Origin of the sequence: Pseudarthrobacter siccitolerans (assembly GCF_030823375.1) — a bacterium.
GTDB classification, from domain to species: domain Bacteria; phylum Actinomycetota; class Actinomycetes; order Actinomycetales; family Micrococcaceae; genus Arthrobacter; species Arthrobacter siccitolerans_A.
In genome coordinates, this window is sequence record NZ_JAUSXB010000001.1 from 2,669,931 (window position 1) to 2,693,023 (window position 23,093).

Below are 23,093 nucleotides of genomic sequence, written 5' to 3' on the forward strand. Positions count from 1 at the left end.
TAAAGAGCGGTCACAGCACGCATCGAGGTCAAGAGGAGGTCGAGCCCGGGTGTCGGCCACTGCTGACGGTCACCATGAGGAGGGAAAGTCATCCAACTCCGGGCCTCCTACCGGCCGGCTAACGGGCAGTGCCGTCCTGATCAGGTTCCTGTTTCACGTGAAACAGGACCGACCATCCCTCTTATCGTCAGTCAGCTGCCTATCGCAACTATTCACTTGGCGAAGGCACACGCCCGCGTCATCGGATCGCCACATCCGTCGCTCCGACTACAGCAGGGGAACCAACGGGCCCGAGCGCAGCCCGAAGCTAAGCCTCCTTACCATCGAGCCCAGCCCCAAGGGCGGAAAACAAACGAAAAAACAATAGCGTCGTCAGGCTACGGGCGTTCATCCTTCCTCACGTGCAGAGCGCTCCAGACGGTGAACGGCATCAGCCAAGACTAGTCATTGGCGCAGGCCGCCCAGCTACCTTCGAACAGTGCCATGGATGGGACCGGATGAAACGGGTGTTTTGGCGCTGTAGTCTGCGCTCGATGCATGGAGCTGCAGAGAGCCCACCCTTCCAAGGTCGAGCGCCAGTAGAATGCAAGCCGCGTCTGGCCATAGCGTGCTGTGCCCGTCCCGCTAGTGAGATGGGCACAGGGAGCGGACCGCTATCGGCGCAATAGCAGCGTCCCGCTGGCGCACCGTCCAGGGATAAGGTGTCTGTTTGAGTGACACGTTGTCTAAGTGCAACCCACGGTCAAGTCGCTTCCGACCGTTGCTGAGTGGTGCCGGCTGTAGTTTCGACGATCCCTTTGTGTGGAGCCGGGTGACCTGTAACCCGGCTTGCCCGCACACGAACACCTGACGGCAACGTCCCGTGCCTAGGGGAGCAGCGGACCACGGGCCCAAGGGCCAAGCCTAGGAGCCGGGCACAGGAACGAGCCGGAGCCGCCGGGAGTAGTCCCAGTTCAAGTGCCCGCGCGCGTCAGTTGAACTAGGTTATCCCCACTTTATCCACAGCACTCGGTCCCCATTATCCACACGGTTATCCACAGCGCCTGCACCCAGGGCGAGCCCATTTCTAACAGCTGCGGTGACTACGATAAGGGCTGGCCCTCCAGAGGAGGCAGGCAGTTGCCTAAGGGGGACCACGTATCAGGCCGAACCGAACCCTGCGGGCATCCTGTATTGCCCATAAATAAACCAGAAACGGCCGCTGACGCGAGGAAGCAGCGCCAATATAGGCAGCACGGTGCGATGTCACTGACGGCCGGGCCGTTCCACGTGAAACATGAGACGCGACCGCCCCTCCGACTCCGGACAGCCGCTGCAGCTGCCGACCGGATGCTGACCTGAGATAGCCCTCACATCCACAGGGAAGGCCGCGATTATCCACGCGGTTATCCACAGCCTTATCCACCGTCCACTTACCTATTAATCACACCGCTTTTGAGCTGCCCGCTGATCAGTCCAAGCAGCGTCATCCCCTCGGCGCGAGGCTGGCGTTGGACGCAGAGATGTGCATCTCCTGATCCCGGACACTCAACCGATGCGACGCTGAGGCGAGCCGCGTGAGGAGTGCCGGACTTTTTGGCGCGATCACAGTATGAATTGCAATTCCTTCCTCCCTGGCTCTCCTGCCCGCACCGTCTCAAAGGTTAGACAACGCAGTGCGATTCCTTCGCTCGCCCGCAAGCAGCGACGAACGTACGGCTGTCGAGGTCCTGTCAGGATCTGCTGGGCGGGGGACGGCATGTTGAATTGTCACCGGGCAAAAGGCAACGCGCGGGGCGTGCAAATATCCAGTAGTTCGACCAGCATTCGCTAGTCCCTAGAGGCCCATCAGTTCGAGCCACATCTGATGCTTTCAGGGGCTTGGTAACTCATTGCCTCACTGGAACCCGCCTATCACTCATTCCGCCAAAGAGGGGGGTGACAGAACTCCAAATCCTGCCGAAGGCGAACGGGCGCAAACCCAATACGTTTCACGTGAAACAACTGGCGCATCGAGCTGCGCCTGCGCCGCTCCGCGTTCCTAAACGTGGGCCTCAAATAGAAGGGCTTGAGGGATTCAGTCGGCACCAGCGACTGCGCTGAGTTGCCCCATTGCAGGTGCGCTTCTTCCCATCTCAAGACGACATCGAACTGGTGACAGCTGAACGCCGCGACTTCGCGGGGGAGCCCTGCCGTAGGCAGGGTATGGCCAATTCATAAAGGCAAGAGAGGATTTGGGCCTGGCCGATCAATCGAGGTCGGCCAGTTGCAAACACAAACAAACCCAAGGAACACGAGTAGACCGGAGGACGCGTTTGCTAAGCCAGACTTCTTCGGGCATCAGGACATCGACACTTTCTGGCTTCAGGTACTACGAATAGCGGGGAAGGGCAGAGCCATTCGGCCGGACCCCAGATTCTATCCAGTCGGTCGGACTCACTGGCAGCGGGGCCGCCTCATACCGCCTACGCCTACTCCCATGTCGCAATAGCCAAGGTGTCTCAGCACGCACGACAGCAGGGCTAGGACGCCGATGTGAACACGCCCCTTGAAAAGGACACGACAGCACCTGGCCTTTGTCTGGTCACTCTGTCTACCTGGCAGGGAACAACCGCTAACGCCATGTGGTGCCGCGCTCATCCCCACCGCCAAGGCTCCTGTGAATGACCCTGGTTCAAGCCATGTCCCAATCCGTCTCAACCTGGGTCGCACCGTTTCACGTGAAACCGGAACGCGAATGGAAGTGGCTCATATTATGTTGGGCCACTAGGCCGTTCGGAACGAATCGTGCGGCGGCGTCCGGGCTCCACCAGAAGGCTGCGCACCGTCGGCCAGAAAGGATGAATACATGAACATACCCGAGTTAGGGCGCGTGACCCTACCCGGCTTCTGACGAAAAATCGCCTATTCGGCAATTCTTGAAGCGCGCTTGGCAAACATAGCGACGCCGTCGGAACGCAGTCTCAAGCCACGACTGATGCTCACAGCACAAGACCGAGGGTTCCCCTTAGCGCCCCATGCTCACCCCGAGGCACGCGTCTGTGCCCCGGTCGGTGTAGGCGTTGGAGAGGACGAATTCGGGTTCGCCCAGCAGCAGTTTCGCCCTCAGGCAGGCAATTCCGAGGTTTACTACATCACAAAGGAGTACCCGACCGGAGCTGGGTGTGAGTCTCGAACGAATCGCGCCAGAGGTCCACCAACAAGGACGACAAAAGAATGAGGGGGACGACGGCAGCAAGCCACCCCCGCGGTCCATGTTCCACGTGAAACACAATGAGCACCGACGAAACCCAGTCCGGCGCAAGCAGCGAGCTAGTCCACCGACCTAGACCAGAATGGGTATGGCAAGGACAGGCCCACCATAGGCATCAGGATTAGCGACCTCACGGGATCATCTCCCCGCAACGCGGCGGCTAAAACGGTTGCTGGGCCCACTAGAAACAGCCCAGCGGATGCCTAAGAAACTAGCGATGCATACGAAAACGGAGGACCCGTGGGACAGCAGCGCAGCTGAAGTCTAACACTCAGTGTGTAGCAACGAACTGTGGGGCAACCGCGCTGGTTAGTTCTCTGCGCCCGGTGCGAGAACGTCCATGATTCGGTTGAGATCCTCGACGCTGGCAAATTCGATGCTGACCCGCCCCTTACGGACACCAAGCGAGATCTTGACGTTGGTATCCAGGCGGTCGGAGAGCGAAGAGGCCAAATAGTCGAGACGCTCGTGGCGCGCACCGGGACGGGGGATGTTGTTCTTGGCGGGCTTCGCGGGATCCTGGTACAGCGCGACTGCTTCTTCAGTGGCACGCACGGACATTCCTTCAGCCACGATGCGCTGGGCAAGACGTTCCATTGCAGCGGCGTCCGGCAGGCCCAGGAGGGCACGGGCGTGGCCTGCGGAGAGCACGCCAGCAGCCACCCTGCGCTGAACCAGGGGAGGCAGCTTCAGCAGCCGCAGGGTATTCGACACCTGCGGACGCGACCGGCCGATGCGGTCAGCCAGTTGCTCGTGCGTAGTACCGAAATCCTCAAGAAGCTGCTGATAGGCGGCGGCTTCTTCCAGCGGGTTCAGCTGGCTTCGGTGCAGGTTTTCGAGCAGTGCGTCACGCAGGAGATCATCATCGGTGGTGTCCCTGACGATTGCGGGAATAGTTTCCAGCCCCGCGGCCTGTACTGCACGCCAGCGGCGTTCGCCCATAACGAGCTCATACGGTTCCCCACCGGCTTCGGTTGAGTTCCGGACAACAATTGGCTGCAGGACACCTATTTCGCGAACAGAGTGAACAAGCTCCGCCATGTCGTCTTCATCGAAGACAGAACGGGGCTGTTTGCGGTTCGGGTGGATGTCCGTCACGGAGATCTCGGCGAAGCGGACGCCTGGAACCTCTACGAGATCGACGCCGTTGTCCGTTATCGATGCATCGCTGGGTTCAGCGGGGAGGGCTGCCGGAACCGGAGTGGGCTCGGTACTGGGTGCCTCAGGTGCCTCGGGAGAGTTCTTGGCCGAGGTCGTCGGCTTGCCGGCACCATTGGCGCTGGCGTTGGTCTTTGTAGCCGACCCGTTGGAATTGGACGTTGCTGATACCGACGTGCTCTTTGCCGTCGACGACCTTGTGGCGGAGGGGTTGACGGAGCCGTTGCCTGCCGTGGTGGAAGCTGATTTCCTGGTGGCTGTGTCCGCCCGCTCAGCTGTCGAGGACTTCGCAGTTGTGCCGGCCGCCGGCTCTTCCGTTGCGGCTGAATCAAGAACAGCGTCCGAGGGATCAGGCTTCCTGCGTCCCTCGGGGAAGAAGAGATCGACCGGGCGCGCCACGGCTGTACCGTTGCCCGCCCCATTAGCACCGGCGGAACTCGGAATCAGTGCGCCAAGACCGCGGCCTAAGCCCCGTCGCTTCTCGCTCATGGGTAAATCCCTCCAGTGGAAGAGCCAGGACCAGCCGGGCTCCAGTTGTTGCAGTTCTTGAAGATTTTAGCGTTCTGCTATTTCGGCGGCGGCTTCCAGGTAGGACAGGGCGCCGCTGGATGAGGGGTCGTAAGTCATTACTGTCTGCTGGTAGCTCGGAGCTTCCGAGATGCGCACCGAACGCGGCACCACGGCAGAGAGGACTTGTTCCGGGAAATGCTGACGGACCTCGGCGGCAACCTGTGCGGCAAGATTGGTGCGGCCGTCGTACATGGTGAGCAGGATGGTGGAGACCACGAGGTCGGCATTGAGGTGCTTCTGGATCATCTCGATGTTCTTGAGCAGCTGGCTCAAACCTTCCAGGGCGTAGTACTCGCATTGGATGGGGATGAGGACTTCGTTGGCTGCACAGAACGCGTTGACCGTCAGAAGGCCAAGGCTTGGCGGGCAGTCGATGAAGATGTAGTCCAGGCGCCGTTCGCCGTTTTTCTCACGGACCTTCGCGTAAACATCGATAGCGCGGCGGAGCCGCTGCTCGCGCGCCACCAGGGACACCAATTCAATTTCGGCACCTGCCAGGTGGATGGTGGCCGGCGCGCAAATCAGGTTTCCGATGTCCGGGCACTGCGCCACAACGTCAGCCAGGGGGACGTCGTTAATCAGGACGTCATAGATGCTGTCGACATCAGCATGGTGTTCGATTCCCAGAGCTGTTGACGCGTTGCCCTGGGGGTCAATGTCGATAACCAGGACATTGAGCCCGGCTGCAGCCAGAGCTGCGGCGATGTTAACGGTGGTGGTGGTCTTGCCGACGCCACCCTTTTGGTTGGAAACGGTGAAGATGCGAGTCTTCTCCGGACGGGGCAGCTGGCGGCCCACCAACCGTTCGCGCCGGCGGGTCTCATGCGCCAGCTCCCGTGCAATGGGACTGGAGTCATCAATAGCGTCCATGATGTTCCCCCTACCCGTCGAGGTTGTTTCACGTGAAACGAATAAGGGAGAGGAGCTCGCTACCGCACCAGGTTGATTTCCAAGTACACCGGAGGCGCCCGAGACAGTCCCAGCGAAAGAACGTGCTGACCCCAAAGACACAAACGGGGGTATCCGTTGTGTGGAGGCTTCGCTACTGGTCACTGGGGCACACTCACTCTCGTTCAGCTATTTTTGCTGCCGTTGACTAGCCTAACTGCTTACCCCGGCAGACTGCGGCTGCCGAGCCTACACTAGGGCTTCTTTTGGGACTTGTTTACAACGATGCGTACTACGGTGGTGGGCTCTTCGAGCAGGTTGTCGCCAACCGTTACGACGGATGTCTCAACACCGCCCAGCTTCCGGATAACTTTGGCGGCCTTGTCGATTTCCTCGGCCGCGCTGCGCCCCTTGATGGCAACTACCTCACCCTTGCCTGCAAGCAGGGGGATGGTGAGGCCAGCAAGGTTGCTCAGCGCCGAGACAGCACGTGCGGTCACAACATCGGCGTCAATGTGCCCCACTGCCAGCTCAGCGCGGGTGCGCATGACTGTGACGTTGTCCAGGCCGAGATCGTCCACTACCTCCTGCAGCCAGATCACCCGGCGTTCGAGCGGCTCGATCAGGGTCAGTTCCAGGTCTGGGCGGGCGATGGCGAGGCACAGACCCGGCAGTCCAGCGCCGCTTCCGACGTCGGCAACATGGCTTCCCTGCGCGATCTCGCTTTCGATGACGGCACAGTTGAGGACATGCCGGCTCCAAAGCCGGGGAATCTCACGTGGGCCAATCAGGCCACGTTCAGTTCCCGAGGTGGCAAGGTGCTCTACGTAACGCTTGGCCAAGTCCAGGCGGTCACCGAAAATCTTCTCAGCTGCCAAAAGCTCAGCCGGCGTGATGTCAACCATGATCAGCGAATCAGCAATTCTCTAGTTCGCGGAAACAACAATGTGGCGTCCGGCGCCTTCGCCCTCGGACTCGCTCACCAGGCCGAGGTCCGCAACGGCGTCGTGGACGATCTTGCGTTCGTAGGCGCTCATCGGTTCCAAGGCCACTGCCTCGCCGGTCTTCTTCACAGCGGCTGCAGCATCTTCGGCGATCTTCTGCAGGTGGCCGGTACGCTCCTGCCGGTAGCCGTTGATGTCCAGTACCAGGCGTGAACGGTTCTCCGTAGCGGACAGCACCGCGAGGCGGGTCAGCTCCTGCAGGGCTTCAAGGACTTCGCCGTCCTCGCCCACCAGGCTGTCCAGGCTGTCCGACTCCTCCTCGGTGACGATGGAGATGTAGGTGCGCCCGTTCCGGACCTCAATGTCGATGTCGCCATCGATGTCCGCAATGTCCAGCAGCTCCTCGAGGTAATCGGCTGCGACGTCTCCTTCTTCCTCCAGACGGCTCGCTGATGAAGCCTTGGGGGAGGAAACGTCGTTGTCCACGGACTCGTCCTGCTCGTCGATAATCTCTTCAGAAAGGGCCTGTTCGGTACTCTCGGCTGACATTACTTCTTCTTCCTGTTCTTGCGTTGTGGCTGAATGCGCTGACCTTTTGCCTCTATCACGGCAGCAGCGGCGGCGGCGTCCGCAGCCTCGTCCTTCTTACCGGTCAGGATCGAAAGGGCCGGAAGGCCCTTGGCGGCACGGCGCTCGGCGAGGGCCTTCGCTGCGGGGGATCCCGGCGTCGGCATGCGGCGGATGACAAAGAACTGCTGGCCCATGGTCCAGAGGTTGGTGGTGGTCCAGTAGATGAGGACACCAATGGGGAAGTTAATGCCGCCCACGCCGAAAACGAGGGGCAGGATGTAGAGCATCATCTTCTGCTGGCGCATGAAGGGGCTGGCCATGGCTTCTTCAGACATGTTCTTGGCCATGATCTGTTTCTGCGTGATGAACTGCGACGCCGTCATGGCCAGGATCATCAGGATGCTCAGAACAACGACGGCCACGTTGGTGGCGCCGCCGTGAAGCAGTGCGGCAGACAGCGGAGCCCCGAAAATGCTGGACTCGTCGAACTGCACCACCTGCTCCTGGCTCATGGCACCGATGCCTTTGCCTTGGGTCTTGGCGGAACTGATGCCGGACAGCACCTGGAACAGGGCGAAGAAGAAGGGCATCTGGATCAGCATGGGCAAGCAGGCCGAGAACGGGTTGGTCCCGTGCTTCTTGTACATGGCCATCTGCTCCTGGGCCATGGCCTGGCGGGACAGCTGGTCGGTTTTGCCCTTGTACTTGTCCTGGAGCTTCTTCAGGTCGGGCTGGAGCAGCTGCATGCCGCGCTGCGCCTTGATCTGCTTGACGAATACGGGAATCAGGGCAGCGCGGATCACCAGCACCAGGCCGATGATGGACAACGTCCACGTCCAGCCCGATGCCTCCGGCAGGCCGATCGCGCTCAGGCCCTCATGGAAGCCCACCATAATGACGGACACAAGCCACTTGAACGGAAACATGATTGTTTCAAAGAAGTCCATACTTATCCCTATTCGTCAGGCCGCCGTGCGGCCTTCTCCATCAGTCCGAGCAGCCAGGTATTTGTCCGGGTTGTTCAGCACAACAATTGTGGGGGTATGGCTGGCAGGCCATTCCCGGTGCCCGGCGGGGACGTGGTCCACACCGCCGGCATTCCATGGGTGGCAGCGGCCAAGGCGGCGCACCGCGAGCCAGCTTCCCTTGGCGGCACCATGGACGGTAATCGCTTCAAGGGCATAGGCCGAGCATGAAGGAAAGAATCTGCAGACCTGGCCGTACAAGGGAGAAACCACCTTGCGGTAGGCCTTAAGCAGAAGAATGAGGATGTTTCGCGGCAGGTTCCAGAGGAACAGCGCCACTGCGGCCACAACAGGATGAAGATGGGCGACGACGGCGGTGGTGTTACGCACGCGGTGTCCCCTTCTGTGTTGTACCGGCCGAACCGTTGGCGGCTGCCCGGGGGCGGCCGGCCAGCCGGGTCATTGTCGACTCCAGTGCAGCGTTGTAATCCGCCAGCAACTGGTCCCAGCTCGCGGACGCGGACGCAGGCAGCGCCCTGACCACTATGGCGAACCCGGTACCGTACTCGCGCAGCGAGGCAGCACCGGCTTCCCTCAGTCTCCTCTTAACGAGGTTCCTGACCACAGCGTTCCCGACACCCTTGGAAACAATGAACCCGATCCGGCTGGGTTCGTCAGCAGCAATAGCTGCCGCATATAACACTACGTTCCGGCGTCCATTGCGGACACCGGAACGTACAGTTGTTGAAAAATCGGTTGCAGTCCTCAAACGGTTGCGGGTGGCCAGCACCTTAAACTCGCAAAGAAACGTCTACCGACAAGTCAGTTATTTACGCCGACAGCTCGGTACGGCCCTTGCCACGACGGGCTGCCAGGATGGCGCGGCCGGCACGGGTACGCATACGAAGGCGGAAGCCGTGCTTCTTGGCTCGACGGCGGTTATTCGGCTGAAAAGTCCGCTTGCTCACGTTAGTTACTCCAGTGGATCAAAGGTGCGCCCACCCGATCAATATGGGGAAGAACTGGCCGACGCTAAGTTTTGTATATGCACGCTTCCCCCGGCTGCTCACACGCACTGCGTCTGAGAGATTCAGATGGGGCCAAAAAGCGCACACAAAGGACTTCACAACGTTAGGGCAATTCAGGGCCCCTAGTCAAACCGGAGCAGGCCACCGGCACTATCCCCAGCTGTGGCAAACCTGCCCTTCGAGCCTGTGGATGAAGTGGCTCACAGGCTGCTTTTTAGAACCACAACAGTGTAATTATCCACAAGCTACTGGCCAGCTATCTTCTAGGCTTTTCATCCCCTAGAGTTGCCCAGTAGCCGATTATCCACGTGCTGTGTATAACCCTGTGGATGAAGCTGAACCTGATCCTGGTTCCGCGCTTGCGGCTGCAGGCAATGCAGGCAAAGCAAGTTTTGAGGGAACCCATTGATGACAGTAGACGAAGCCAACCACGCCAATACTGTCGGAAGTTCCTGGCGGCGCGTTGTCAGCCTGCTGGAGCAGGACCACCGCGTTTCACCGCGGCAGCGTGGCTTTGTCATCCTCGCCCAGGCCCAGGGCCTGATCGGTTCCACCCTGCTGGTGGCAGTACCCAACGAACTCACCCGCGAAGTGCTGCAGACCCAGGTCAAGGACGCACTGGATGATGCACTGCACAGCGTCTTCTCCGAAGACATCCGCTGTGCCATTGACGTGGACACGGACCTGGTGCCCATCCACGAAGAGCCCGAGCCCGTCGTCGAGCCTTCCTTCTCGCCGGACCAGCTGATCGAGCAGAAGCCGCAGCCCATGCTGCCCAGCACCTCCCACGAGTTCGGCCGGCTCAACCCTAAATACGTCTTCGATACCTTCGTGATTGGTTCGTCCAACCGCTTTGCCCACGCTGCGGCCGTCGCCGTGGCGGAAGCGCCGGCCAAGGCCTACAACCCGCTGTTCATCTATGGCGACTCGGGCTTGGGAAAGACCCACCTCCTGCATGCGATCGGGCACTATGCCCGGCGGCTCTACAGCGGCATCCGGGTCCGGTACGTCAATTCGGAAGAATTCACCAACGACTTCATCAACTCCATCCGTGACGATGAAGGCGCCAGCTTCAAGACCACCTACCGCAACGTGGACGTCCTGCTGATCGATGACATCCAGTTCCTGGCCGGCAAGGACCGGACGCTGGAAGAGTTCTTCCACACGTTCAATTCGCTGCACAACAACAACAAGCAGGTGGTCATCACCTCGGACCAGCCGCCCAAGCTGCTCGCCGGGTTTGAGGACCGCATGAAGTCCCGCTTCGAATGGGGCCTCCTGACGGACATCCAGCCTCCGGAACTGGAAACCCGTATCGCCATTCTCCGCAAGAAGGCCCTGAGCGAAGGTCTTTCCGCTCCGGATGACGCCCTCGAGTACATCGCGTCCAAGATTTCCAGCAACATCCGTGAACTTGAAGGCGCCCTCATCAGGGTCACAGCGTTTGCCAGCCTCAACCGCCAGCCCGTGGATGTGGCCCTGGCGGAGATGGTGCTGAAGGATCTCATCACCGACGACGGTGCCCAGGAGATCACGTCCAGCCAGATCCTGCAGCAGACGGCCGAGTACTTCAAGCTCAGCATGGAAGAGCTCTGCAGCAAGTCCCGCACCAGGACCCTGGTTACCGCGCGCCAGATCGCCATGTACCTGTGCCGCGAACTCACGGACATGTCGCTTCCCAAGATTGGCCAGGAACTCGGCGGCCGCGACCACACCACGGTGATCCACGCTGACCGCAAAATCCGTGAACTGATGGCAGAGCGGCGTGTGATCTACAACCAGGTGACCGAGCTGACCAACCGGATCAAGCAACAGCAGCGCGATTCCTGACGAAGCATCTATACCTTATTAACAGGTGCATGTGGATAAGCCTGTGGATACTTAAGGGGACAACCGCGGTTAATGGGCTTAAAACCCTTAAGCCGCCTGTGGATCGGGAAAAGCGCCAAAATTTTTATCCCCATCCACACCCTGTTTAAAACCTGCTCCGCCCACAGTCCATGAACAGGGCTTAACCGCCGGATCCCGCGGCCGGAGGCAGTTATCCACAGTTTCCACAGCAGTTATTAACACTACTAATCCCAAAAAATTGAAGTCCCTCAAACAACAAGATCGATTCGCCCGTTCCGCACCGAGGGGCCACCGGCCCCAAGGGGCCAGCGCCGCAAAGTGGGGATGGGTTAATCGCGGATCTTCCGGCTAAGCTGTCAGCAGCGGTCCCATCCTTGGGTTTCTGCGTGGTTCAGGCAGCAGCACGGACCATGCAGGTTCAGGACGCGGGGCATCCCTTTATGGGGCTTCCTGCGGGAAGTTTCGAAGAAACCAATGCAGCAGCAATGAAAGGCGGCACCCTTCCGTGAAGTTCAGAGTCGATCGGGACGTCCTGGCAGAAGCCGTTACCTGGACAGCCCGCTCGTTGTCTCCGCGGCCGCCCGTTCCCGTCCTTTCCGGACTCCTTTTGAAGGCTGAAGCAGGCACAGTCAGCCTCTCGAGCTTCGACTACGAAACCTCCGCACGCCTGGAGATCGCCGCGGACATCCGGGACGAGGGGACCATCCTGGTCTCCGGCCGCCTTCTCGCGGATATCTGCCGCAGCCTGCCTTCGGCACCGGTCGACGTCGAAACGGACGGCAACAAAGTCACGCTCACCTGCCGCCGAAGCAGCTTCCACCTGGCTACGATGCCCGAGGCGGAATACCCGCCGCTTCCGGCCCTGCCCACCGTCAGCGGAACAGTCCCGGGTGACTCTTTTGCCCAGGCCGTCTCCCAGGTAATCATTGCCGCCAGCAAGGACGACACCCTGCCCATCCTCACCGGCGTGCGGATGGAGATTGAGGACGACCTGATCACGCTGCTGGCCACTGACCGTTACCGCCTGGCCATGCGCGAGGTGCCGTGGAAGCCCGTCACTCCGGGCATCTCCACCAGCGCGCTCGTCAAGGCAAAAACCCTGAACGAAGTGGCCAAGACCCTGGGCAACAGCGGAGACATCCAGTTGGCCCTCTCGGACGATGACAGCCGGCTTATCGGTTTCGAAAGCGGCGGCCGCACCACCACATCCCTGCTGGTGGACGGCGACTACCCGAAGATCCGGTCGCTTTTCCCTGACTCCACGCCCATCCACGCAACGGTCCAGACCCAGGAACTCGTGGAGGCCGTCCGCCGCGTCTCGCTGGTGGCAGAGCGCAACACCCCGGTCCGCCTGGCATTCACCCAGGGCCTGCTCAACCTGGACGCAGGCACCGGCGAGGACGCCCAGGCCTCCGAGGAACTCGAAGCCCAGCTTTCGGGTGACGACATCACGGTGGCCTTCAACCCGCACTACCTGGTGGAAGGACTGAGCGTCATCGAAACCAAGTTTGTCCGGTTCTCGTTCACCACGGCACCGAAGCCGGCCATGATCACGGCGCAGGCAGACGCGGACGGCGAAGACCAGGATGACTACCGTTACCTCGTCATGCCGGTCCGCCTCCCCAACTAGTCCCCAGCGCCCCCCTCGCCTTGCAAGCCCGGCCAGGGAACCCTGGCGGCGTGGGCCCAGACAGTTGTTGTCGTTCCGGGCCCCAAAACGACAACCGACACCCAATGCAGAAAGAGAAACCGCATCATGCATATTGGACTGATCGGCCTTGGCAAAATGGGATTCAACATGCGCGAACGCCTGCGCAAGGGCGGCATTGAGGTCACCGGTTATGACCGGAACCCGGAGGTCACGGACACCGGCTCCATTGATGAGCTCATCGCAGCCCTCCCCACGCCACGGCTCCTTTGGGTGATGGTGCCGGCCGGCGACATCACGGACGCCGTCGTCAAGGAACTCAGCGAAAAGCTGGACGAGGGTGACCTGGTGATCGACGGCGGCAACTCCCGCTTCACCGAGGACCAGAAACACGGCGAACTCCTCGCCGCCAAGGGCATCCACTTCGCGGACTGCGGTGTGTCCGGCGGTGTGTGGGGGCTGCAGAACGGTTACGGCCTGATGGCCGGCGGAGATGCCGCGGACATTGAACGTGCGCTTCCCGTCTTTGACGCCCTTCGCCCTGAAGGCGAACGGGCTGACAGCTTTGTGCACGTGGGCGGGATCGGCGCAGGCCACTACGCCAAGATGGTCCACAACGGCATCGAGTACGGCCTGATGCAGGCGTACGCCGAGGGCTACCAGCTACTCGCGTCCAAGGACATCATCAACGATCTGCCCGGAACCTTCCGGGCCTGGCAAAAGGGCACCGTGGTCCGGTCCTGGCTGCTGGACCTCCTCGTCAAAGCGCTGGACGAGGATCCGGGACTGCAGAACATTGACGACTACGTCGAGGACTCGGGCGAGGGCAGGTGGACTGTGGAAGAAGCCATTGCCAACGCCATTCCCGCACCGGCCATCACGGCCGCCCTGTTTGCCCGCTTCGAGTCCCGCGAGGACAGCTCGCCGGCCATGAAGATGGTGTCTGCCCTGCGCCACCAGTTCGGCGGGCACGCAACCCGTCCCGCCAAGTAGCAGCCAGCGGGGACCTGCCCGGTTCCCAGAATTGCCTAAAACCGCGTGTACATAGAACACCTCTCGCTGACTGATTTCCGCAGCTATGCCCAGGTTGACCTTGCCCTGGGCCCGGGCGTCACCGTCCTGGTGGGGTACAACGGCATTGGCAAGACCAACCTGATGGAAGCCATCGGGTACCTCGCCACCCTCAGCTCGCACCGCGTCAGCTCCGACGGGCCGCTGCTGCGGTTCGGCACCGACCGCGCCCTGGTCCGGGCCCGGCTGGTCCGGGGCGGGCAGGTCACGGTCCTCGAACTGGAAATCAACGCGGGCCGGGCTAACCGCGGCAGGATCAACCGCAGCAATCCCGTCCGCGCACGCGATCTTCTGGGCATCTGCCAGACGGTGCTCTTCGCACCGGAGGACCTGGCCCTGGTTAAAGGCGATCCGTCCAACCGCCGCCGGTTCCTGGATGAGCTCCTCGCCAGCCTGATCCCGCACCACGCCGCCACCCGCAGCGATTACGACCGGGTGTTGAAACAGCGCAATGCGTTGCTGAAGTCTGCCCGCTCGGGCAAATTCACGTCAGCGCATGAAGCGACGCTCGATGTGTGGGACCAGCATATGGCCAGGGCCGGTGCCGAACTGCTGCACGCCCGGCTTGAGCTCGTGGAACGCCTCCGGCCGCACCTGGCAACTGCATACGCCGGGCTGACAGATACCTCCAAGCCCGCCGACGCGGTCTACCGTTCCACCCTCCAGAACCAGATGGACGACGACGGCGCCCCGGAGTTGCGTGCTGCCGGCAACGGAGACGGAGGTACTACCGCCGAAGCCGAGGACCTGCGCCGGCTCACTGTGGAGGAGCTCACTGGGCGGTATGTTCGCGCCTTCGCCGACGCCCGGCGGAAGGAACGGGAACGCGGCATCTCGCTGGTGGGTCCCCACCGCGACGAACTGGAACTGATCCTCGGCCAGGCACCCGCCAAGGGGTATGCATCCCACGGTGAAACGTGGTCCATGTGCCTGGCACTGCGGCTCGCTTCGTATTACGTCATGCTGGACGATGCCCGGACCGGCGGCTCCGCACCGATCCTGATCCTTGATGACGTTTTTGCCGAGCTGGACGTGCAGCGCAGGCGTAAACTGGCCGCAATAGTCTCGGGTGCGGAACAGGTCCTGGTGACCGCCGCCGTCGACGCCGATATCCCGGAAGAGCTGTCCGGACGGCGGGTGAAGGTCATCGCGGGAGGAATCGATGAGTAGGGACGAAAAAGACGCCGGACGGCAGCCCGGCCGCGAGCCCGACAACATCGATGCGCCGCAGGCAGCCCTGAACAGAATGCGCGAGGCCGCCGCCGCCCGTGGCGAAATCCGCAGGGCCGCAATTCGGCCCGGGTCCCAAAAAGCCAAACGCAGTATCCGGGACACCCGCGGTTTCAGCCAGTTCCACTCCACCGGCCGGGATCCCCTCGGACTGGGCAAGGTAGTGGGCCGCCTGGTGGCCGAACGCGGCTGGACCTCCCCGGTTGCCGTCGGCTCAGTGATGGCAGAATGGGCCACCCTGGTGGGGCCTGAAATTTCAGCACACTGCACACCCGAAAGCTTCACGGACACCACGCTGCACGTCAGGTGTGATTCAACGGCCTGGGCCACGCAGCTCCGGCTCCTCAGCCTGAGCCTGCTCGAGAAATTCCGGGTGGAGCTGGGTGACGGTGTGGTCACCAGCATCCAGGTCCTCGGCCCCACCGCACCGAGCTGGCGCAAGGGCGGCCGGACAGTCAACGGACGCGGACCGCGGGACACTTACGGGTAGCCCGGAGCCGGACTCTTGAAAATCCCCTGATGGGCGTGTAGCGCCCTGGAAGGGCCGGAGGGTGTATAGGCACCCGCAGGCCGGAGTTTCGGAGCGCCAAAGGCGCAGTCTGTGGCTCGCAGCGGGCACATTGCCCGCCATCCACGGCCCTGGAATGCGGGAATCAGGGCTGTTTCACGGTAGAATCGATGTAGATAACTGGGCGTCGGTGAAACGTTGACTGAGTCCGTTCTCCGCACGCTTCCAGCACGCGGATCGCGGATCCCACCATCAGCTAGTAGCCGGCGCCATAAGTTTGCGCCTGTTGGCGGACTGCTTTTCCATGCCTGGAAGAGCTTTCCAGCCGGCCATCATCGAGAACAGAGGAGTCGACAGCGCCTGTGGCTAACGACAATACAGATATTCTGGCAGTTGAACCCGCAGTCGAGGATGCCCGCACGCCTGACACCCCGGCAGAAGCAGCCACACCGCGCGAGTACGGTGCCAGCGACATTACCGTCCTTGAGGGCCTGGAAGCTGTCCGGAAGCGTCCCGGTATGTACATCGGCTCCACTGGACCCCGCGGACTCCACCACCTGGTCTACGAAGTGGTGGACAACTCCGTCGATGAGGCCCTGGCCGGCTACTGTACACATATCGAGGTTGTGCTGCAGGCCGACGGCGGCGTGAAGGTTGTTGACGACGGCCGCGGCATCCCCGTGGACATGCACCCCACTGAGCACAAACCCACGGTTGAAGTGGTGATGACCATCCTGCACGCCGGCGGCAAGTTCGGCGGCGGTGGCTACGCCGTGTCCGGCGGCCTGCACGGAGTGGGTATCTCCGTTGTCAACGCCCTCTCCAGCAGGGTGGACACCGAGGTCCGCCGGCAGGGCCACGTCTGGCGGATGTCCTTCGCCGACGGCGGCAAGCCCCAGGGCAGCCTGGTGCAGGGCGAAGAAACGGATCTCACCGGGACCACCCAGACGTTCTACCCCGACGCCTCAATTTTCGAGAGCACCGAGTTCGATTTCGAGACCCTCCGTGCCCGCTTTCAGCAGATGGCCTTCCTCAACAAGGGCCTGCGCATCACGCTGACCGACGAGCGCACGTCCGCCAGCGATAACGAAGCCGATGCGGATCTGGACCTGGACGGCGTTGTCACCGAAGGCGAAGTCAGCGCCGAGCACCGCACCGTGGTCTACCAGTACAACGAGGGCCTGCTGGACTACGTCAAGCACCTGAATTCAGGAAAGAAGGTGGAAGTAGTCCACGAGGACGTCATCGCCTTCGAAACCGAGGACACGGAACGCAAGATTGCCCTGGAAATGGCGATGCAGTGGACCAATGCCTATTCCGAGAGCGTCCACACCTACGCCAACACCATCAACACCCATGAGGGCGGTACCCACGAAGAGGGTTTCCGCGCTGCCATGACGTCACTGATCAACCGCTATGCGCGTGAAAAGGGCATCATCAAGGAAAAGGACGACAACCTCACAGGCGATGACATCCGTGAGGGCCTCACCGCCGTCATTTCCGTCAAGCTCGCAGAGCCCCAGTTCGAGGGCCAGACCAAGACCAAGCTGGGCAACTCCGAGGTCAAGGGTTTCGTCCAGCGTGTGGTGACCGACGGGCTTGGCGACTGGCTCGAACGCAATCCCGGCCCCGCCCGCGACGTCATCCGCAAGGCCATCTCGGCAGCGCAGGCCCGCATGGCTGCGCGCAAAGCCCGTGACAACGCGCGCCGTAAGAGCCCGCTGGAGTCCTTCGGCATGCCAGGCAAGCTGTCCGACTGCTCCTCCAAGAACCCGGAGAAGTGCGAGGTCTACATCGTGGAGGGTGACTCGGCCGGCGGTTCCGCCAAGCGCGGCCGCAACCCCGAGACCCAGGCCATCCTTCCCCTCCGGGGCAAGATCCTGAACGTGGAGCGTGCCCGCCTGGACAAGGCCCTGGGCAACACCGAAGTCCAGTCCATGATCACGGCCTTTGGCACCGGCATCGGGGAGGACTTCGACCTCTCCAAGCTTCGGTACCACAAGATCGTTTTGATGGCCGACGCCGACGTGGACGGCCAGCACATCACCACGCTGCTGATGACGCTGCTGTTCCGCTACATGCGGCCATTGATCGAAAACGGTTACGTCTACCTGGCCCAGCCGCCGCTGTACCGGATCAAGTGGTCGAACGCTGCGCACGATTACGTGTACAGCGACAAAGAACGTGACGCCAAGCTCCTCGCGGGACAGGCAGCCGGGCGCCGCATCCCGAAGGACAACGGCATCCAGCGCTACAAGGGCCTCGGCGAGATGGACTACACGGAACTGTGGGACACCACCATGGATCCGGACAACCGCACCCTGTTGCAGGTCACCATGGACGACGCATTGGCTGCCGACCAGATCTTCTCCGTCCTGATGGGCGAGGACGTGGAATCACGCCGCAACTTCATTCAGCAGAACGCCAAGGACGTCAGGTTCCTGGATATCTAAAGGTAATTCCCTTCGTATTCCAGAGCTGACATATACCTGAAACGGAAATAGAAAATGAGCGACGAAACACCCGAGAACCCGGCCCCCGAAGCCGGGAACCCGGACACCGTTCTTGAAGGCGACGTGCTGGTGGACCGCGTGGAGCAGGTGGACCTGCAGACGGAAATGCAGCGGTCCTACTTGGACTACGCGATGGCCGTCATCGTGGGCCGTGCCCTCCCTGACGTCCGCGACGGCCTTAAACCCGTACACCGCCGGGTGCTGTACGCCATGTTCGACGGCGGCTACCGCCCCGAGCGATCCTTCAACAAGTGCGCCCGCGTGGTGGGCGAGGTCATGGGCCAGTACCACCCCCACGGCGACACCGCGATCTACGACGCCCTGGTACGCCTCATCCAGGACTGGACCATGCGCTACCCGTTGGCCCTGGGCCAGGGCAACTTCGGTTCGCCGGGCAACGATGGCGCCGCTGCGCCCCGTTACACCGAAACCAAGATGGCCCCGCTGGCCATGGAGATGGTCCGCGACATCGATGAGGAAACCGTCGATTTCCAGGACAACTACGACGGCAAGAACCAGGAACCCACCATCCTGCCGGCCCGGTTCCCCAACCTGCTGGTCAACGGCTCCTCGGGCATCGCCGTGGGTATGGCCACCAACATCCCGCCGCACAACCTCCGCGAGGTGGCCGACGGCGTGCAGTGGTACCTGGCCAACCCCCAGGCCACCCGCGAGGAACTGCTGGAAGAACTCCTGCTGCGGGTCAAGGGCCCCGATTTCCCCACCGGTGCCACCATCCTTGGCCACAAGGGCATCGAGGACGCCTACCGCACCGGCCGCGGCTCCGTCACCATGCGCGCCGTGGTGAACGTGGAGGAACTGCAGGGCCGCACCTGCCTGGTGGTTACCGAACTGCCGTACCAGGCCAACCCGGACAACCTCGCCATCAAGATTGCCGAACTGGTGAAGGACGGCAAGATCCAGGGCATCGCCGACCTGCGGGATGAAACCTCCGGCCGCACCGGCCAGCGGCTGGTCATCGTGCTGAAACGCGATGCCGTGGCCAAGGTGGTGCTGAACAACCTCTACAAGCACACCGAACTGCAGAGCAACTTCTCCGCCAATATGCTGGCGATCGTTGACGGAGTGCCCCGGACCCTGAGCCTGGATGCCTTCATCCGGCACTGGGTCACCCACCAGATGGACGTCATTGCCCGCCGCACCAGGTACAGGCTGCGCAAGGCCGAAGAAGAAGCCCACATCCTGCGGGCACTGCTGAAGGCGCTGGACATGCTGGACGAGGTCATTGCCCTCATCCGTGCTTCCAACACCACCGAAGCCGCCCGCGACGGCCTGATGGAACTGCTGGACATCGACGAACTGCAGGCCCGGGCCATCCTGGACATGCAGCTGCGCCGCCTTGCGGCCCTGGAACGCCAGAAGATCCAGGACCGGCATTCAGAGCTCGAGGCCCTCATTGCCGAGTACAACGCGATCCTCGCCTCCGAGCAGCGCCAGCGCGAAATCATCAGCACCGAGCTTGGCGAAATCGTGGACAAGCACGGCGATGACCGCCGCACGAAGATCCTGATGGGCTTCGACGGCGACATGTCCATGGAGGACCTCATCCCCGAAGAGGAGATGGTGGTCACCATCACCCGCGGCGGGTACGTGAAGCGGACCCGGAGCGATAACTACCGTTCCCAGCAGCGCGGCGGCAAGGGCATCAAGGGTGCCCAGCTGCGCGGGGACGACGTGGTGGAGCACTTCTTTGTCACCACCACCCACCACTGGCTCCTGTTCTTCACCAACCTTGGCCGGGTTTACCGCGCGAAGGCCTACGAGCTGATGGAAGCCGGCCGTGACGCCAAGGGCCAGCACGTGGCCAACCTGATGGCGTTCCAGCCCGATGAGCACATCGCCCAGGTGCTGGACCTGAAGGACTACCAGCAGGCGCCCTACCTGGTACTCGCCACCAAGCGCGGGCTGGTCAAGAAGACGCGGCTGGAGGACTACGACACCAACCGCTCCGCGGGTGTGATCGCCATCAACCTCCGCGACGGCGATGAACTGGTGTCCGCGCAGCTGGTTTCCGAAACCGACGACCTGCTCCTCGTGTCCCGGAAGGGGCAGTCCATCCGCTTCACCGCCACCGAGGACGCCCTGCGCCCCATGGGCCGGGCAACCTCCGGCGTCACCGGCATGAAGTTCCGCGAGGACGACGAGCTGCTCGCCGCCAACGTGGTGACCGACGGCTCCTTCGTGTTCATCGTGACCGAGGGCGGCTACGCCAAGCGCACCGCCGTCGAGGAGTACCGCCTCCAGGGCCGCGGCGGGCTGGGCATCAAGGTTGCCAAGCTCGCCGAAGAACGCGGTGACCTGGTGGGCGCGCTTATTGTCCAGGAAGAGGATGAGGTGCTGGTGGTCATGGAGGGCGGCAAGGTTGTCCGCTCCTCGGTGGCCGGCGTCCCCGCGAAGGGCCGCGACACCATGGGCGTCATCTTCGCCAAACCGGACAAAAACGACCGGATCATCGAGGTGGCACGCAACAGCGAACGCGGCATCGAGGGCGAGGAATCGCTGGAGGATGACGTAACGTTGGCTGAAGATGGCGGTTCCCCTGGGGAAGCCGCAGAGTCAGCACTGGCAGATGAATCACCGGCCGTTGAGTCAGAGGACGCCTCGGGCGACGCTGAGCCGAACGAAGACAACACGGAGGTAACGAATGAGTAATCCCGACTCATTTCCCAAGCCGAACACTTCAGCTCCCGAGGGAAGCCGGCCCTCGGCTGCACCCCGCGTGAACGCTCCTGTTCGTCCGCAGCAGCGGCCAGCCGCGCCCGCGGCAGCTCCCGGACAACGCCCGGCAGTCCCCGGCCAGCGTCCCCTCCAGGGTGAACGGCCGACGCCGGGACAGGCCGCACCGCGCACGGCTGCGGGACCATCCGTCTCCGGCCAGCGTCCGGCACCGGGCCAACGCCCGATGCAGGGAAACCAGGGCCAGGGAGGCCAGCGGCCGGCCCAGGGGACACCGGGACTCGTCAAGCCCGCCCCTAAGGCCAAAGTGCGGCGCGCGCGGCTGCTGATCAGCAAGGTGGACCCATGGTCTGTCCTGAAGATGGCCTTCCTGCTGTCCGTGGCGCTGGGAATCGTCACGGTGGTCGCCGCCATCGTCCTGTGGACCGTCCTGGACCTCACCGGAATCTTTGACCAGGTGGACAGCCTGCTCGGTACCCTTGCCGGCTCCGAAGGCGGCGGCTTCGAACTGAAGAAGGTTGCCTCCCTCGGCCAGGTGGCCTCGTTCGCCACCATCATCGCCGTGGTGAACGTGGTCCTGCTGACCGCGCTCTCCATGCTCTCTGCCGTCCTGTACAACATTGCAGCCACCCTGGTGGGCGGCATCGGCGTTACCCTCACCGACGATTAGGTCCCTGCTTTCACCGGCAAATTTGCGGTGAAAGCGCCCGATTTGAGATCGGGCCGGGATGTGCTGTAAAGTCATGTCTCGGCCCGATGAGGTATCGGGGCGTATAGCTCAGGCGGTTAGAGCGCTTCGCTGATAACGAAGAGGTCCCAGGTTCAAGTCCTGGTACGCCCACGGAACCTGTGCAGGTTCAAGTGGAGGTTTGGTCCGCATCACAGCGGCCGGACCGGAACGGGGAGCATGTGAAGAAGTTGCTTGTACTGGCAGCTGCAATCGCAGGCGTCCTCGTCTACCGGAAAGCACAGGAATCCGAAGCCCGGAAAACAGTCTGGAGCAAGTCCACCGATTCGGTTGGCTAGGCCGGACGCCCCGTCCTGGGGCTGGTCAGCAGCCCCAAGGTTCTAGGGTATGATGGACGGGTTGCTTCTTATGGGGGCATGGCGCAATTGGTAGCGCACCTGCTTTGCAAGCAGGGGGTTCGGGGTTCGAGTCCCCGTGCCTCCACCATAAGAGAGTCCCGGTTCAGCGGAAACGCTGGCCGGGACTTTTGTTTTGCCCGAGACATATAGGCCTGAGAAATATAGGGGTGGATGGGTGGCCTACTTTATTGCAGCCCTTGGCGTGCTGGGTGTTGCCTCCTCCGGTCCCCTGATAGCAGCCACGCTGGGAGCCACCAGTGTCAGTGCGCTGGCCATAGCCTTCTGGCGCAACGCCATCGGCGCCGTCGTGATGGCCACCCCTACCCTCATCCGGGAGCCGGCCTTGTTCGGCAGGGTGACCCGGAGGGAGTTCCGCTGGTCGCTGCTCGCCGCCGTCGCCCTGGCCCTGCACTTTGCCTGCTTCATCACCTCGCTGCAGCTGACGTCCGTTGCTGCGGCCACGGCCCTGGTGTGCCTCCAATCGGCATGGATTGCCGTCTTCCAGCTCTTCAGGGGAACCAGGCACCGCTGGCAGGTGCTCGCCGGCCTGGGCATCGCCTTTGGCGGAGTCGTGGCCATCACCGGCTTCGACATGGGATCTTCCCCGGAAGCCCTCGCAGGTGACTTGCTGGCAGTGGCCGGCGGAGCCCTGGCCGGGCTGTACACGCTGGCGGGTGGCAAGGCCCGGCAGAGCATGACCACCGGGACTTACACCACGCTCTGCTACGGAATGTGCGCTGCCCTCGTGGCCCTCCTCGCGCTGCTGGGCGGACAACCGCTGGTGGGCTTCGACGCTGGCGGCTGGCTCGGTATCGCGGCAATCACTGTGTGCGCCCAACTGGTGGGCCATACCGCGTTCAACCACCTGCTCGCCACGATGGGTCCGCTGCTGGTGTCCATGATCATCCTGCTGGAAATCCCCGGCGCGGCGCTCCTGGCAGCCATGTTCCTGCAGGAAACACTTCCCGCAGGCACCTACGCAGGGCTGGCCCTGATCCTGGTGGGGCTCGCCGTCGTTGTACTCGGCCAAAAGCCCGCAAGGGCAGGAAGGCGGGGCCGCCCGGGAGGGTCAGGGGAACAGGATGGACCGGAACGTCCGCTGGCGGAACTCGGGACAGACTGACCCCTGGCCAG

The 23,093-nt window shown here is 62.3% G+C and carries 18 protein-coding genes and 2 tRNA genes; 12 read left to right on the forward strand and 8 right to left on the reverse strand.

What is annotated here, in order from left to right; translation table 11 throughout:
- Window positions 1-3,541 precede the first annotated feature (3,541 nt).
- The 8 genes from QFZ36_RS12435 to rpmH form a co-directional block, all read right to left on the reverse strand.
- Entirely contained in the window at window positions 3,542-4,879 is a 1,338-nt protein-coding gene (locus QFZ36_RS12435) for a ParB/RepB/Spo0J family partition protein (RefSeq protein WP_306636852.1), read from the reverse strand.
- Window positions 4,880-4,945: 66 nt separating this feature from the next.
- A complete protein-coding gene (locus tag QFZ36_RS12440; RefSeq protein ID WP_306636854.1) occupies window positions 4,946-6,013 on the reverse strand; it encodes a ParA family protein in 1,068 nt (355 codons plus the stop codon).
- An 89-nt stretch (window positions 6,014-6,102) separates the two neighbouring features.
- The gene (gene rsmG, locus QFZ36_RS12445; protein ID WP_306636855.1) at window positions 6,103-6,753 is read right to left on the reverse strand and encodes a 16S rRNA (guanine(527)-N(7))-methyltransferase RsmG; all 651 of its coding nucleotides are present in this window, start codon (window positions 6,751-6,753) and stop codon (window positions 6,103-6,105) included.
- A 21-nt stretch (window positions 6,754-6,774) separates the two neighbouring features.
- Entirely contained in the window at window positions 6,775-7,341 is a 567-nt protein-coding gene (locus QFZ36_RS12450; protein WP_306636857.1) for a Jag family protein, read from the reverse strand.
- On the reverse strand, window positions 7,341-8,309 hold the full coding sequence (yidC, locus tag QFZ36_RS12455; protein WP_306636860.1) for a membrane protein insertase YidC: 969 nt from the start codon (window positions 8,307-8,309) through the stop codon (window positions 7,341-7,343). The genes QFZ36_RS12450 and yidC overlap by 1 nt, the downstream gene beginning before the upstream one ends.
- A gap of 15 nt (window positions 8,310-8,324) precedes the next feature.
- On the reverse strand, window positions 8,325-8,717 hold the full coding sequence (gene yidD, locus QFZ36_RS12460; protein WP_306636862.1) for a membrane protein insertion efficiency factor YidD: 393 nt from the start codon (window positions 8,715-8,717) through the stop codon (window positions 8,325-8,327).
- Complete coding sequence (gene rnpA / locus QFZ36_RS12465; protein ID WP_306636863.1) at window positions 8,710-9,117, reverse strand: ribonuclease P protein component; 408 nt, start codon at window positions 9,115-9,117, stop codon at window positions 8,710-8,712. Before rnpA ends, yidD begins: the two co-directional genes overlap by 8 nt.
- A gap of 40 nt (window positions 9,118-9,157) precedes the next feature.
- Window positions 9,158-9,295, reverse strand: a complete 138-nt coding sequence (gene rpmH / locus QFZ36_RS12470) for a 50S ribosomal protein L34 (protein WP_003800212.1) — start codon at window positions 9,293-9,295, stop codon at window positions 9,158-9,160.
- A gap of 468 nt (window positions 9,296-9,763) precedes the next feature.
- On the opposite strand from rpmH, the gene dnaA reads away from it, so the two are divergent.
- From dnaA to QFZ36_RS12530, 12 genes are all read left to right on the forward strand, one after another.
- A complete protein-coding gene (dnaA, locus tag QFZ36_RS12475; RefSeq protein ID WP_091419371.1) occupies window positions 9,764-11,185 on the forward strand; it encodes a chromosomal replication initiator protein DnaA in 1,422 nt (473 codons plus the stop codon).
- Between the two features lie 526 nt (window positions 11,186-11,711).
- Complete coding sequence (dnaN, locus tag QFZ36_RS12480) at window positions 11,712-12,836, forward strand: DNA polymerase III subunit beta (RefSeq protein ID WP_091419638.1); 1,125 nt, start codon at window positions 11,712-11,714, stop codon at window positions 12,834-12,836.
- A 126-nt stretch (window positions 12,837-12,962) separates the two neighbouring features.
- Window positions 12,963-13,847: a phosphogluconate dehydrogenase (NAD(+)-dependent, decarboxylating) gene (gene gnd / locus QFZ36_RS12485; RefSeq protein WP_306636866.1), complete on the forward strand. Its 885-nt coding sequence runs from the start codon at window positions 12,963-12,965 to the stop codon at window positions 13,845-13,847.
- A 45-nt stretch (window positions 13,848-13,892) separates the two neighbouring features.
- Complete coding sequence (gene recF, locus QFZ36_RS12490) at window positions 13,893-15,095, forward strand: DNA replication/repair protein RecF (protein WP_306636868.1); 1,203 nt, start codon at window positions 13,893-13,895, stop codon at window positions 15,093-15,095.
- Window positions 15,088-15,645, forward strand: coding sequence for a DUF721 domain-containing protein (locus QFZ36_RS12495; RefSeq protein ID WP_306636870.1), 558 nt, complete (start codon window positions 15,088-15,090; stop codon window positions 15,643-15,645). Before recF ends, QFZ36_RS12495 begins: the two co-directional genes overlap by 8 nt.
- Window positions 15,646-16,025: 380 nt before the next feature.
- Entirely contained in the window at window positions 16,026-18,116 is a 2,091-nt protein-coding gene (gene gyrB / locus QFZ36_RS12500; protein WP_306636872.1) for a DNA topoisomerase (ATP-hydrolyzing) subunit B, read from the forward strand.
- A gap of 54 nt (window positions 18,117-18,170) precedes the next feature.
- Entirely contained in the window at window positions 18,171-20,849 is a 2,679-nt protein-coding gene (gyrA, locus tag QFZ36_RS12505) for a DNA gyrase subunit A (RefSeq protein ID WP_306636873.1), read from the forward strand.
- A complete protein-coding gene (locus QFZ36_RS12510; RefSeq protein WP_306636874.1) occupies window positions 20,842-21,543 on the forward strand; it encodes a DUF3566 domain-containing protein in 702 nt (233 codons plus the stop codon). The genes gyrA and QFZ36_RS12510 overlap by 8 nt, the downstream gene beginning before the upstream one ends.
- Before the next feature lie 97 nt (window positions 21,544-21,640).
- A tRNA-Ile gene (locus QFZ36_RS12515) sits at window positions 21,641-21,714 on the forward strand.
- A 68-nt stretch (window positions 21,715-21,782) separates the two neighbouring features.
- Window positions 21,783-21,899 (forward strand): DLW-39 family protein, encoded by a 117-nt coding sequence (locus QFZ36_RS12520; RefSeq protein WP_306636876.1) that lies wholly within the window; start codon window positions 21,783-21,785, stop codon window positions 21,897-21,899.
- Window positions 21,900-21,971: 72 nt separating this feature from the next.
- Window positions 21,972-22,047, forward strand: a tRNA-Ala gene (locus QFZ36_RS12525).
- Between the two features lie 87 nt (window positions 22,048-22,134).
- Window positions 22,135-23,082: a DMT family transporter gene (locus QFZ36_RS12530; protein WP_306636878.1), complete on the forward strand. Its 948-nt coding sequence runs from the start codon at window positions 22,135-22,137 to the stop codon at window positions 23,080-23,082.
- Window positions 23,083-23,093: the final 11 nt, after the last annotated feature.